The following is a 12,153-nucleotide window of genomic DNA, read 5'->3' on the forward strand; positions in this document are numbered from 1 at the left end:
GCGACACTCTGCACCGCCTCGACGCCCCCGAGTGCCCTCCCGGGTCCCTCGGGTGCTCGCCCGCCTGTCCCGGACCGCCCTCCGTGCCCCGCTGGCCCTGCTTCTGCCGTGCGCCCTCGCCGCCGCCTTCCTCCTCCTCCAGGCACCCGCCGCCGCCCTCCCGGCCGACTCGGGGCCCACCTGCGCCGGGCGCGACCGGCACACCTTCCCCCTCAGCGCCCACATCCGCGGCGGGCCCAGGACCTACGCGGCCGGTGGTGCCGCCCACACCTGGTACATCGACCTGAAGAACACCTCCGCGCAGCTCTGCCGCGACATCCACCCGGTGCTCGTCCTCGTCGACACCCGCCGCGCGCTGACCGCGGCTCAGGCCCGGCTGGAGTTCTTCGAGGGCGACCACCCGCACCCCGTCACCTTCGAACGCACCGACGAGCAGGAACTGGTCGGCCCCTTCGACGACGGCTTCCCCGGCTTCACCGTGGCCCCGGGCCAGACCCTCGGCGTGAAGGTGCGGCTCGCGCTCGCCTCCGGCGCCCCGCAGGACGAGGTCGTCGCGACCGCCGCGATCGTACGGCGGCACGGCGACGACGGCGACTGGGTCGGTCAGTCCGACGACTACCGGTTCACGATCGAGGCCGACGCCCGGGCGAAGACGGAGCCCGGGACCCGGCCGCCCGCCCCGCACGGCAGTACGGCCGCCCAGGCGCTCGCCGACACCGGCCCCCGGGCGCCGCACGGCCTCGGTTCGATGGCCGGCGGACTGCTCCTGACGACAGGCGGCCTCCTCGCCGCGGGCCTGCCCCTGCTGCTGTACCGGTGGCACCGCCGGGCCCGCGCACGGTGCGCCCTGCCCGGCGGGAAGGGGACCGACCGGCCCTGATTACGCTGGGGCCCCGGGCGCACCGTCTTCCGGCGTCCCCGGAGCCCCCGGTTCCCCCTTGTGTACGGCAGGAGATCGCACATGGCAGAGCGCAAGCCCATCGAGTCATGGCTCACCGACATGGACGGCGTGCTCATCCACGAAGGTGTCCCGATCCCCGGCGCCGACGCCTTTCTGAAGAAGCTGCGCGAGTCCGGCAAGCCCTTCCTCGTGCTCACCAACAACTCGATCTACACCCCGCGCGACCTGCACGCCCGGCTGCGCCGCATGGGGCTGGACGTGCCGGTGGACAACATCTGGACCTCGGCGCTGGCCACCGCCAAGTTCCTGGACGACCAGCGGCCCGGCGGCACCGCCTACGTCATCGGCGAGGCCGGCCTGACGACGGCGCTGCACGACATCGGGTACATCCTCACCGACCACGAGCCCGACTACGTGGTGCTCGGCGAGACCCGCACCTACTCCTTCGAGGCCATGACCAGGGCGGTCCGGCTGATCAAGGACGGCGCCCGGTTCATCTGCACCAACCCCGACGAGACCGGCCCGTCCGCCGAGGGCCCGCTGCCCGCCACCGGCGCGGTCGCCGCGCTGATCACCAAGGCGACCGGGAAGAAGCCGTACTTCGCGGGCAAGCCGAACCCGCTGATGATGCGGACCGGCCTGAACACGCTCGGGGCGCACTCCGAGACCAGCGCGATGATCGGCGACCGGATGGACACCGACGTGCTGGCCGGCATGGAGGCCGGTATGCAGACGTTCCTGGTGCTCACCGGGCTCACCACGCCCGAGGACATCGACCGCTACCCGTTCCGCCCGTCCCACGTCGTGAACTCGATCGCGGACCTCGTCGACCGGGTCTGATCCCCGCAGAGCAGACGCGTGACCGCCCGCACGGGTGAACGTCGCCTGGTGCCGCACCAAACAGCCGTACGGCGCAGGACGGGCCCCTCGTACGGAGTAGTCGGGGGTCCCGTCCGGATGCGCCCAGGTGCCCGGCGGGGGAGTCTCCTGGTATCGGGAGGTTCACGATGGGTTCACTACGGCTCACCCTGTGTGCGGGTGCCGTCGTCGCGGGTGCCCTCGCGCCCGCGGCGTACGCGGCGGACGTGCGGGGCGTCGTCCTGACCCCCGCGTTCCCCGCGCCCGGCAGCGATGTGCGGCTGGCCGTACGGGGCTGCCCCGGCAGGACCGGCACGGCGGTGTCGGACGCGTTCGTGGCTCAGGCACGGCTGGTCGGGGGCGACGGCACGCTGTCCGGCGACACCCGGGTCCGCTCGGCGCTGCAGCCGGGCCGGTACCAGGTGACGGTCGGCTGCGACGGCCGTGAGATCACGGACGCGCTCACCGTGACCGCCCCGACGGCGTCCGCGCCGGGCAACCCCACGCCGTCCACCGCCGCGGCACCGGACAGCGCCGTGCCGCCCAGCGCCGTCGCGCCGGGCAGCGCCACGCCGTCCGCCGCGGTCGCGCCGTACAGTCCCTCCGCGTCCGACGGCCCCTCGGCCTCCGACCGCCCCTCCGCCTCCGCGACCGCCGGCCCCACGCCGTACGCCGCGGCCGGTAGCGCGTCTTCGGGCCCCACCACCTCGTCGTCCGCCCCTTCCGCGCGCTCCCGTGCCTCCGGTCTCTCCTCCCCCTCCTCTCCGTCTTCGCCCGTCGCACCGGTGCACGCGGGCGGTGGCGGTACGGCGCGCGCCTCCTCCGACGACCCCCGGGTCGCCGTGCCCGGTCTGCGGCAGGCGTTGATCGGGCTGGCCCTCGCGGGCATCGCCGCCGTCGTGGTCGTCGCGCGCGGCGCCCGCCGGGGCCGTGGCACGGAGTGAGCCATGTCCGGGCACGAACGTTCCTGCGGTACGGGGCGCCTGCTGATGGGCGTGGCCTGGGCGATCCTGCTGCTCGGGCTGTGGATGTGGGGCCGCGAGGTCACCGACGTGCGCCAGGGGATCTCCGCGCCGGCGACCGGTGACATGGCCGCCGTCGGGCGCCCCCCGACGGACCGGCTGCCGCCCGCCGCGCGGCCGTTGAAGCAGGCGCTGCCGCTGCGCGTGGACATCCCCGACCTGGGCGTGCAGGCGCCCGTGGTGGCACGCGGCCTGGACGCGCAGGGTGCCGTCGATCCGCCGCCGTTCGACGAGCCCGGGGTGGTCGCGTGGTACCAGGGCGGGGTGACGCCGGGGGCCGCCGGGACCGCGCTGTTCGTCGGGCACGTCGACACCCGGAGCAAGCCCGCCGTGTTCTACCGGATCGGCGGCCTGCGACCGGGTGCCACGGTGCGGGTGGCCCGCGACGACGGCAAGGTCGCCGAGTTCACCGTGGAGGACGTCGAGGTCCTCTCCCGCGACCACTTCGACGCCCGGCAGGCGTACGGGCAGCGCGAGCCGGGCCGGGCCGAGCTGCGGCTGATCACCTGCGGCGGCACCTACGACAGGGCGAGCGACACGTACTCGGCCAACGTGGTGGTCTCGGCGTACCTGACGAGTGGCTCACCGTGACCCGGTGGGTATGTCACGATTGGTGCGTAACGCGGTACAGCCAAGGGGGAGTTGGATGTACGGGACGAGGGGTGCGGGGGCGCGCGTCGCCACGGCGGCCGCGGTGGGGGCCGCGTTGCTGCTGGCCGGGTGTTCCTCCCCCGGCGGCGGGGGCGGAGGCGAGGAGAAGAAGGGCGGCTCGGGCGGCCGGGTCACCCAGCAGCCGAAGGCGTCCGACCCGTTCTGGGTCAACCCCGACGGGAACGCGGCACGGCAGGTCGCCGCGTACGAGAAGGCCGGCAAGACGGCCGAGGCGGACCGGATCAGGAAGATCGCCGAGCAGCCGACGGGGGAGTGGATCGGCCCGGAGAACCCCGAGGCGGAGGCGCGGGGCTTCACCGAGGCCGCCGAGAGGTCCGACCGGACGGCGATCCTGGTCCTGTACAACATCCCGCACCGTGACTGCGGCCAGTTCTCCCAGGGCGGCGCGGCCGACGGCGACGCCTACCGGGCGTGGATCGACGGCGTGGCCCGGGGCATCGGGGACCGGCGCACGACAGTGGTCCTGGAACCGGACGCGGTGTTGCACATGGTGGACGGGTGCACGCCGGACGAGTTCCACGAGGAGCGCTACGATCTGCTCAGGGGCGCGATCAGCAAGCTGAAGGCGCTGCGGAACACGAAGGTGTACCTGGACGCCGGCAACGCGGGCTGGCAGCACCCCGACGAGATCTTCCAGCCGCTGCGGCAGGCGGGCGTCGACCGGGCGGACGGCTTCGCGGTGAACGTCTCCAACTTCTACTCGACGCGGGACTCGATCGCCTACGGCAAGCAGCTTTCGGCGAAGGTCGGCGGCAAGCACTTCGTGGTCGACACCAGCCGCAACGGCAACGGGCCGTACACGGACGGCGATCCGCAGCAGCGCTGGTGCAACCCGCCGGGCCGGGCCCTGGGCGAGCCCCCGACGACCAGGACGGCGGACCCGCTGGTGGACGCCTACCTGTGGGTGAAGCGCCCGGGAGAGTCGGACGGCACGTGCAAGGGCGGCCCGCAGGCCGGGCAGTGGTGGGCCGACTACGCGCTCAAGCTTGCGGAGGCGACCAAGTAGCGTCCGCCGACGACGGCAGGGCGCCCCCACGACGGCAGGGGCGCCCTACGGCGGCGGAGGGCGCCCCCATGGCGGAGGGCGCCCCCAACTGCCCGCGGACTACGGAACCTTGACCCACTGCGCCACGGACGGCGTCCCCTGGTCGTCGTCCACGAACAGCATGTACCAGCCCGGCAGCACGAGGTTCCGGTTCTTCGGGACGGTCACCGTGATCCTGTCCCCGGACGTCGTGAAGTCGAGGGCGATCGACCGCTGGTCCACGTCCGTGACGTGCGTCGACGCGCTCGGCCGGATCAACCGCACCTTCCGGATCGCCGACGCGTGCTGCGAGGTGAACGTCCCCGAGGCACCCGGCGCGATGGTCTGCGGCCCGCCCGACAGCGACGGCCGGCCGTCCCGGTACAGGTACGGCGGTGTGTAGATCTCGATCCGCTGCTCGAACCTGCCCGGCTTGGTGTTCGCCCTGTCGCCGTACAGCGAGTCCGAACCGAAGAACATCACGCGCCCGTCGGGCAGCAGGATCGACCCCGAGTGGTAGTTGCGGCCCACCAGGGGGTCGGCGACCCGCTGGAACGTGTTGCTGCCCGGGTGGTAGAGCCGTGCCTGGAGGATGTTGGACTCGCTGCGGCCCCGGTAGTCCTCCGAGCCGCCCGAGACGAGCACCGTGTCGTCGGGCAGGACCGAGGACTGCGGGTAGCGCGTGCCCTTCTCCAGGGACGGGCCGTCGACGAACCTGGGGTTCTCGTCCTTCAGGTCGATCAGCCGGGTCCTCTTGCTGGACAGCTTGGACTCGCCGACCCCGCCGCCGCCGATCACCATGTACTTCTCGTCCTGTGCGGGCGGCAGCAGCACCGTGCCGGACGTCTCCATCATGTTCGGGTCGCTGAGCCCGGGCAGCTTGGTGAACTTGTTGGTGTCCACGTCCCAGATCCCGGGGTCGCGGCCCACGTCGTCCGGCCCGTAGCCCGCGTTCGACCCCGAGTAGAAGATCTTGCCGTTCTGCATCAGGAACAGCGCGGGGTAGGTCGGGAACTGGCGGATCTTCTGGGTGTACGTCCACTTCCTCGTCTTCGGGTCGAAGACCTCGTTCTTGCCGGGGACGAGCTGCCCGATGTCGTCGAGGCCGGAGACGCTGAGGATCCTGCCGTCGCTCAGGGTGGTGAGCGTCGGGTACCAGCGGGCCTCGTTCATCGGATCGACCTTGATGTACTTCTCGGCGACCGGGTCGAACTCATAGGCGTCCCGGATCCCCTGGAAGTCCTTCTTGTCCAGGGCGAGCTTCTGCGCGATGCCGTAGGTGTTGCGCGCGTCGACGCCGGTCAGGCCCTGGATCCGGTAGTTGTCCTGGGTGCCGGTCTCGTACCGCGCCCCGCTCCTCTGCGCCTCGACGTAGATGCGGCCGAGACCGGGGTCGTTACGCAGGAACTTCCCGGTCCTCTTGTCGAAGACCTTCGTCGCGCGCGGTACGAGCACCGGGTCCTTGGACACGAACGTCTTGCCGTTCTCCCTGCCCTTGAACCTGGTGCCCGCGGGCAGCGTGATCGGTTTGTCCGGGTTCTCGTTGTGGACGATCATCAGGCCGCCGGCCTTGGTGACGTCCCCCTTCAGCTTCTCGTACCGCTTGGTGCCGCCCGCGATCAGGATGTTGCCGTCCGCGAGCTGGGTGTGGCCGGTGCAGAACAGGTCGTTCGGCGTGGGCACCTTCTTGACGGTGCCCTTGACCGGGTCCCAGATCCGGGTGTCGAACTGCTTGCGGTCGAAGTTGTCCTGGTTGTTGCCCGAGCCGGCGATCATCAGCACCTTGCCGGTGTGCAGCAGCACCGCGTGAATGGTGTCCTGGCGGTACTCCTTGGGGAACTCGACGATCTGCCAGTGCCCGTTCTCGGCTTTGTACTCCGGCTTGTTGATCGTGTACTGGTGGTACCGCTCCGTGCCGAAGCGATACAGCCACGGTCCGTTCATCCCGCCCAGCGCGAGGACCACCACCGTGCCGATCGCTAGGCGACGAGCGCGACGGCGGCCGGCCTGGTCCCTCATTTCTTGCGTCCCCCAAGAGCGATCTGCACGGTCTGCTCGTCGTGTCCGGCCAGGGCGGGCCGCTGCCCCGGTGGGTGGGCCCCGGCGGGCCGGTGCGCCGCAACCGCGGTGTCCTGCGCCTCGTCCGCGACGGCCGGCTTCTTCGCCGCCTGCCGCAGGGTCCAGCGCCAGGCGGCGATCGGTGTCGCCGTGATCAGCAGGGCGAGCGAGGCCCAGGTGATCATCGCGGGGTGGGAGTGGCCGAGGAGGAGACCGGCGACGATGGAGCCGCCGAAGACCAGGATGAAGAACAGATGGATGCGGAACGTCCCGAACAGCGTGTCGGGGCTCGCCGAATCACCCTTGGGGGTCACCACGAACCTGCTCTTGCGGCGCAGCACCGCGTCCAGGAGCGAGCGGGCGTAGACCGGTGCGGACAGCGCCGACATCACCATGCCCGCCACCCCGCCGGAGCCCTCCGGTTCGTGCGGGGAGACGTTGTGCCGGCGGTTCCAGATGTACAGGCCGATCTGGAGGGCCGACGCGTTGCCGTACAGCATCAGCCAGACCGTCGGGTCGATGTTCACACCCGAGGCGCCCAGCCCCAGGAACAGGGCGCAACTCAGCGCGGCCAGAATCCAGTTGAGGGCCGACATCGGGTAGAAGACGATCATCATGGTGTAGTTGAAGAGCCTGCCGGGCGGCAGTGAGAAGAAGCCCTTCCAGTACTGCTTGAGGATCGTCTCGTACGTGCCCCGCGACCAGCGGAGCTGCTGGGTGAAGAAGTCCGTCCAGGCGGCCGGGCCCTCGCCGACGGCGAGCACGTCCGGGGTGTAGACCGACTTCCACTTCCTGCCGGTGGCCGGGTTCCGGTGGCGGTGCATCTCGAACCCGGTCGCCATGTCCTCGGTGATCGAGTCGTACAGTCCGCCGATCTGCTTCAGGGCGCTGATCCGCACGGCGTTGGACGTGCCGACGAACATGGGCGCGCCGTAGCGGTTTCCGGCGCGCTGGATCAGGGCGTGGAAGAGGAACTGCTGCGACTCGGCGGCCTTGGTGACGAAGGTGTCGTAGTTGCCGTAGACCTGCGGGCCGATGACGAAGCCGACGTCCGGGTCGCGGAAGTAACCCAGCATCCGCTCCAGGTAGTTGGGCAGCGGCACGTGGTCGGTGTCGACGGAGGCGAAGTAGTCGTAGTCGCCGCCGTGCGCCTCCAGCCAGGCGTTGTAGTTGCCGTGCTTGGTCTTCGCGCGGTGCGGTCCCGTGGGCCGGTTCCACTTCTCGACGCCCTTGCGGGTGAAGTGGTGCACGCCCAGGCGCTCGCAGACCTGCTTCACCTCGGGGTCGTCGCCCTCGTCGAGGAGCCACACATGCAGAAGGCCCCGGTGGCGCAGCCGGACGGCGGCCTCCAGGGTCTTCGTCACCATCGCGAGCGGTTCCTTGCCGGGCACGTACGTGGTGATGAACGCGACTCTGGTGCCGGACTCGGGCACCACCGGGACCGGGTCGCGGGCGACCAGGGTGGCGTGCGCGTTCGACAGCACGTTCAGGCACCGGAAGAACTCGATCAGGCCGATCGAGACCAGCATCACGATGTCGAGGACGGGCAGGAAGTCGTAGGCGGGATAGTCGCGTTCGGTCCAGTGTTCGGGCTGCAGCAGCCAGGCGAGCAGGACCAGCGACAGCAGTGGCGCCGCGCCCAGCATCAGGGCGGCGCGGATGCGGTGCGGCTCCTGGGAGAGCAGCGAGCGGTACTGGACCCGGTACGGCTTGGTCGGGTCCGGTTCCGTGAGGGGACCCGCCAGCCGGCTGTAGTGCTCGTAGTCGTATCTGGGCAGTGTCCGCTTGAGTCGGTGGATGGTTCCGGTGTGGCCCGTTCGGTGCGGCATCACCCGGAGCCGGGTCGTCTGTGACGGGTCGAAGCCCTGCCGGGCGCCCGTCGGCGTCGACGTCATGAGTCATCCCCCCGCACGCACGGATGCGTGTGTGTTTTGCTGGCTTTTCGCCCGCTTTAGGTCCCCCTCGACCTTGACGGACGAATCAGTGACAGGTCGGGTTCATCGCGTCATCTCCACCAGATCGACACGAATGCGACCTTCCGGTTGTATGACGCCCCCCTCGGCGCCTGCTTCTGCGGGGCCCCCATCCCCGCGTCCGGCAACCGGTCCCGATCCCCAACTGCCGGATACCGGCAGTCCCTTGGATTCCAAGGGTTCTATGGTGTCCGGCTTGATCGCAAGATGGGCAACGCGTTGTTTACCGGTCATACCGTCTCAATGGGATGTTTGTTGGTGTCTTATGGGGTTGTTGCGGTCAGTCGGGTGTGGATGGTGAGGAAGTGGTTCCTTACGGTCTCCTGGGCGCGTGCGGCGTCGCCGAGTCCGTGCGGGGTGTGCGAGGGGCCGGTCGCACCGTGTGACCCGACCGACCCCACGCGACGGGCGGTGCGGCGGCCTGCCGGGGGTGGTGCCACGGCCCACCCGGGTGGCGGGGGATGCGTGGGGCGGCTCGGGCCGAGGCTGCGGCGACCTGCACGGGCGGTGCCGTACGCGCCGGACGGCGACGGCGGCTCCGCGAACCAAGGGGTGCCGTATGCGCCGGACGGCGACGGCGGCCGGACTGAAGGGGGGGTGTGGGTGGCGAAGCCCCCACGACGTGCGGCGAAGCCATGCAAAAACAGAGATGGCGAGAACGGTTCGCGCTTTCCGCGAACCAAGGGGTGCCATGCGCGCCGGACGGCGACGGCGGCCGACCTGAAGGGGGTGTGGGTGGCGAAGCCCCCACGGCGCGCGGCGAAGCCGTGCAGAAACAGAGATGGCGAGACCGGTTCGCACTTTCCGCGAACACGCCTCGCCATCGCCATCGTGCGCCGCCAGGGACTCGAACCCCGGACCCGCTGATTAAGAGTCAGCTGCTCTAACCAACTGAGCTAGCGGCGCCTGCTGACCTGGAAAAGTCTACCCGACGCCGGAGGGTGCTCATGACCACCCCGGGTCGGAGGGGGCCTCCGTCCGGAGGGGCCGGTACCCGTGCGAATGACTTCGCGTACATCATTCGGCCCGTCGTCCCGGGGTTTCCCCGCCCGTCTGGGTAACTGACGGATGTGCAGAAAAGAGGACTAAGACGACTAAAGGTGCATATGCATCCCGGGGCCTACAGGGAGCGTGAAGGGCGTCGCATGGAGACACCGGTATTCGAGGAACTCGAACCCACGACTGACTGCGACTGCCCCGGCTGTGTGCGCCGGCGCCGCGCCGCCTCCCCTTCGCGTGCCGCCGGACGCACCTGCCGCCCCGCGGCCCGCACGGCCTTCGTGCTGGCGGCCGCCGCGGGCACCGTACTGGGCGTGGCCCAGACGGCACCGGCCGTCGCGGTCGCCCGCACGCCGCTCACCCCGCGCGTCCCCGCGGCCGACCAGCCGCCGGACGCACCGCCGGACGCCCCGTCCGACAACCCACAGGGCAAGACCGCCCCGCTGCACGGCCCGGTCGGCACCCCGAACCTGACCGCGGCCACCACGACGACCCGCACCGAGATCATCAACCGGGCCAAGAAGTGGATCGACGCCCAGGTCCCGTACAGCATGGACGACTACTGGTCCGACGGTTACCGGCAGGACTGCTCCGGCTTCGTCTCCATGGCCTGGAACCTCGGCTCCAACGAATGGACGGGCAGCCTCGACAAGTTCGGCGTGCGCATCACCAAGGAGCAGCTCCAGCCGGGCGACATCCTCCTCTTCCACAACCCCGACAACCCGGAGAAGGGGTCGCACGTCGTCCTCTTCGGCGGCTGGTCGGACTACAAGCACACGGACTACATCGCCTACGAGGAGACCCCGCCGGGCGCCCGCCGGAAGGTCACCCCGTACGCGTACTGGACGAACTCCGACCGCTATGTGCCCTACCGGTACAAGAACGTCGTCGAGACCAAGGACAGCACCCAGGGCAAGGATGCGCCGGTCCCCGGGCTCGGCGTTCCCGGCCTGCCCGGCGTCTCCGGTGCTCCCGGTGTCCCCGGACTGCCGGGCCCCGAGGACTGGGCGCACCTCGTGCCGGGCGCCGGCGCGAAGCGCCCGGTGGCGACGGCTCCCGGCCGCTCCTCCGCCCGGATTCCCTCCGGAGCCCCGGGACCGCGGTACGCCGCCGCGCCCCGGGTGCCCGACTACCCGGGCCGGGAGGTGTTCCGGCCGGGTGCGGACCACCCGGACGTGGCCCTGCTGGGCCGACGGCTGGTCGAGAAGGGGTTCGGCACGCACTACACCGGCGGCCCCGGCTCGCGCTGGGGGGAGGCCGACCGGCGGAACGTGGAGGCATTCCAGCGCGCCCAGGGCTGGAACGGCCGCGAGGCCGACGGCTTCCCGGGGCCCGAGACCTGGCGACGGCTCTTCTCCTGACACGTGGAGGCACGGATGACTACGACGACATCAACGACCGGGGAGCACGAAGGAGAGCCGGAGGGCGCCGACGCGCGGAACGCCCGGGTGATCCACAGCGAGTCGACCACCGAGATCCCGGTGCATCTGCTGTTCCGGAAAGGACCCGACGCCGAGCCGCTGCCGCTCGCCCCGACGGTCGTACGACGGCGGCTCGGCACCGGTGAGCAGCCCCGGGTGCAGGTGCCGGCCACCCCCAGGCGGCAGACGCCGGAGGTGGACCCCGAACTGGTCGAGCGGCCCGCGCGGGTGCTGCCCTGGGCGGTGGGCCTGCTGGCCGGGATCAGCGGCGCGGTCGGCTGTGCGGCCGCTTCGTGGTGGGCGGGCGTCCTGCCCTCGGCCATGGTCCGCACCCTGGACCTTCCGCCGGTCCCGGTCACGCGGCTCGGAATCGCGCAGTGGGCCGCGTACGCCGTCGCGGGCACGCTCCTCCTCTTCGGCTTCGGCGGTCTCACCCGCGGGGACACCGGGCGGGCCTGGGTGCTGGCGCTGTTCGGGCGCTACCGGGGCACGATCCGCCGCACCGGCCTGATGTGGGTCAACCCGCTGGTGCTGTGCCGCCGGGTCGACGTGAGACTGCGCCACTGGCGCAGCGAGCCGATCCCCGCGGTCGACGCCAACGGGGTCGCGCTGCGGGTGGTGGTGCTGGTGACCTGGCAGGTCAAGGACACGGCCCGCGCCGTGTTCGGCATCGACGACCACGAGACCTATCTGCGGGAGTGCGTGGAGTCGGCGCTCGCGCGGGTGCTGCCGCAGGTGCCCGCCGACCTGCCCGCGGTGACGGACGTGGCGAGCCTGCGCAACGTCGAGGCGGTCGGCGACACGCTGACCCGGCTGGTCGCGGCGGACGTGGCGCCGGTGGGGCTGGAGGTGTTCTGTGCCCAGCCGACCCGGATCGAGTACGCCCCCGAGGTCGCCGCCCGCATCCAGCGGCGCCGTATCGCCGCGGTCGACGCGGAGCACCGTGACGCGGTGATCGGCTCGGTCCTGGACTCCGTGGAGGACACGGTGACCCGGCTGACCGCGCGGGGCCTGGTGGAACTCGACGACTACGAGCGCAAGGCGCTGGTCCGGGACCTGACGGTGGCGTTCTGCACGGGACGGGCGGGCGACGGGGGGTGAGACGGGCGCCGGGGTGCGGGGGGGGGGGAGGGGGGGGGGGGGGGGGGGCCCCCCCCCCCCCCCCCCCCCCCCTCCTCCCTTCCCCCCCACCAAAAAAATGCCCGCTAGGAAGGCCGGGGAGCCC

The 12,153-nt window shown here is 71.4% G+C and carries 9 protein-coding genes and 1 tRNA gene; 7 read left to right on the top strand and 3 right to left on the bottom strand.

Annotation, left to right across the window (positions count from 1 at the left end):
• Positions 1-52 precede the first annotated feature (52 nt).
• From ACZ4SW_RS14055 to ACZ4SW_RS14075, 5 genes are all read left to right on the top strand, one after another.
• Complete coding sequence (locus ACZ4SW_RS14055; RefSeq protein WP_468242142.1) at positions 53-880, top strand: hypothetical protein; 828 nt, start codon at positions 53-55, stop codon at positions 878-880.
• A gap of 81 nt (positions 881-961) precedes the next feature.
• On the top strand, positions 962-1,741 hold the full coding sequence (locus ACZ4SW_RS14060; RefSeq protein ID WP_468242145.1) for an HAD-IIA family hydrolase: 780 nt from the start codon (positions 962-964) through the stop codon (positions 1,739-1,741).
• 167 nt (positions 1,742-1,908) lie between these two features.
• Positions 1,909-2,703 carry a hypothetical protein gene (locus ACZ4SW_RS14065; RefSeq protein ID WP_468242147.1) on the top strand — a complete coding sequence of 265 codons (795 nt, stop codon included), beginning with the start codon at positions 1,909-1,911 and terminating at the stop codon, positions 2,701-2,703.
• A gap of 3 nt (positions 2,704-2,706) precedes the next feature.
• Positions 2,707-3,372, top strand: coding sequence for a class F sortase (locus ACZ4SW_RS14070; protein ID WP_468242149.1), 666 nt, complete (start codon positions 2,707-2,709; stop codon positions 3,370-3,372).
• Between the two features lie 55 nt (positions 3,373-3,427).
• Positions 3,428-4,459: a glycoside hydrolase family 6 protein gene (locus ACZ4SW_RS14075; protein ID WP_468242151.1), complete on the top strand. Its 1,032-nt coding sequence runs from the start codon at positions 3,428-3,430 to the stop codon at positions 4,457-4,459.
• Between the two features lie 99 nt (positions 4,460-4,558).
• On the opposite strand, the gene glxA is transcribed toward ACZ4SW_RS14075, so the two are convergent.
• The 3 genes from glxA to ACZ4SW_RS14090 form a co-directional block, all read right to left on the bottom strand.
• Complete coding sequence (gene glxA / locus ACZ4SW_RS14080) at positions 4,559-6,496, bottom strand: radical copper oxidase GlxA (protein ID WP_468242153.1); 1,938 nt, start codon at positions 6,494-6,496, stop codon at positions 4,559-4,561.
• Positions 6,493-8,430 carry a glycosyltransferase family 2 protein gene (locus ACZ4SW_RS14085; protein WP_468242156.1) on the bottom strand — a complete coding sequence of 646 codons (1,938 nt, stop codon included), beginning with the start codon at positions 8,428-8,430 and terminating at the stop codon, positions 6,493-6,495. Before ACZ4SW_RS14085 ends, glxA begins: the two co-directional genes overlap by 4 nt.
• A gap of 910 nt (positions 8,431-9,340) precedes the next feature.
• Positions 9,341-9,414 (bottom strand) — tRNA-Lys (locus ACZ4SW_RS14090).
• A gap of 239 nt (positions 9,415-9,653) precedes the next feature.
• On the opposite strand from ACZ4SW_RS14090, the gene ACZ4SW_RS14095 reads away from it, so the two are divergent.
• Entirely contained in the window at positions 9,654-10,868 is a 1,215-nt protein-coding gene (locus ACZ4SW_RS14095; RefSeq protein ID WP_468242158.1) for a peptidoglycan-binding protein, read from the top strand.
• A gap of 15 nt (positions 10,869-10,883) precedes the next feature.
• Positions 10,884-12,029: an SPFH domain-containing protein gene (locus tag ACZ4SW_RS14100; protein ID WP_468242160.1), complete on the top strand. Its 1,146-nt coding sequence runs from the start codon at positions 10,884-10,886 to the stop codon at positions 12,027-12,029.
• Positions 12,030-12,153: the final 124 nt, after the last annotated feature.

It is taken from the genome of Streptomyces sp. NPDC028331, assembly GCF_055565775.1.

Coding starts and splice junctions, on each gene's coding strand:
- ACZ4SW_RS14070 (WP_468242149.1), top strand. CDS start 2,707: ATGTCCGGGCACGAACGTTCCTGCGGTACGGGGCGCCTGCTGATGGGC.
- ACZ4SW_RS14095 (WP_468242158.1), top strand. CDS start 9,654: ATGGAGACACCGGTATTCGAGGAACTCGAACCCACGACTGACTGCGAC.
- ACZ4SW_RS14085 (WP_468242156.1), bottom strand. CDS start 8,430: ATGACGTCGACGCCGACGGGCGCCCGGCAGGGCTTCGACCCGTCACAG.
- ACZ4SW_RS14100 (WP_468242160.1), top strand. CDS start 10,884: ATGACTACGACGACATCAACGACCGGGGAGCACGAAGGAGAGCCGGAG.
- ACZ4SW_RS14065 (WP_468242147.1), top strand. CDS start 1,909: ATGGGTTCACTACGGCTCACCCTGTGTGCGGGTGCCGTCGTCGCGGGT.
- ACZ4SW_RS14060 (WP_468242145.1), top strand. CDS start 962: ATGGCAGAGCGCAAGCCCATCGAGTCATGGCTCACCGACATGGACGGC.
- glxA (WP_468242153.1), bottom strand. CDS start 6,496: ATGAGGGACCAGGCCGGCCGCCGTCGCGCTCGTCGCCTAGCGATCGGC.
- ACZ4SW_RS14075 (WP_468242151.1), top strand. CDS start 3,428: ATGTACGGGACGAGGGGTGCGGGGGCGCGCGTCGCCACGGCGGCCGCG.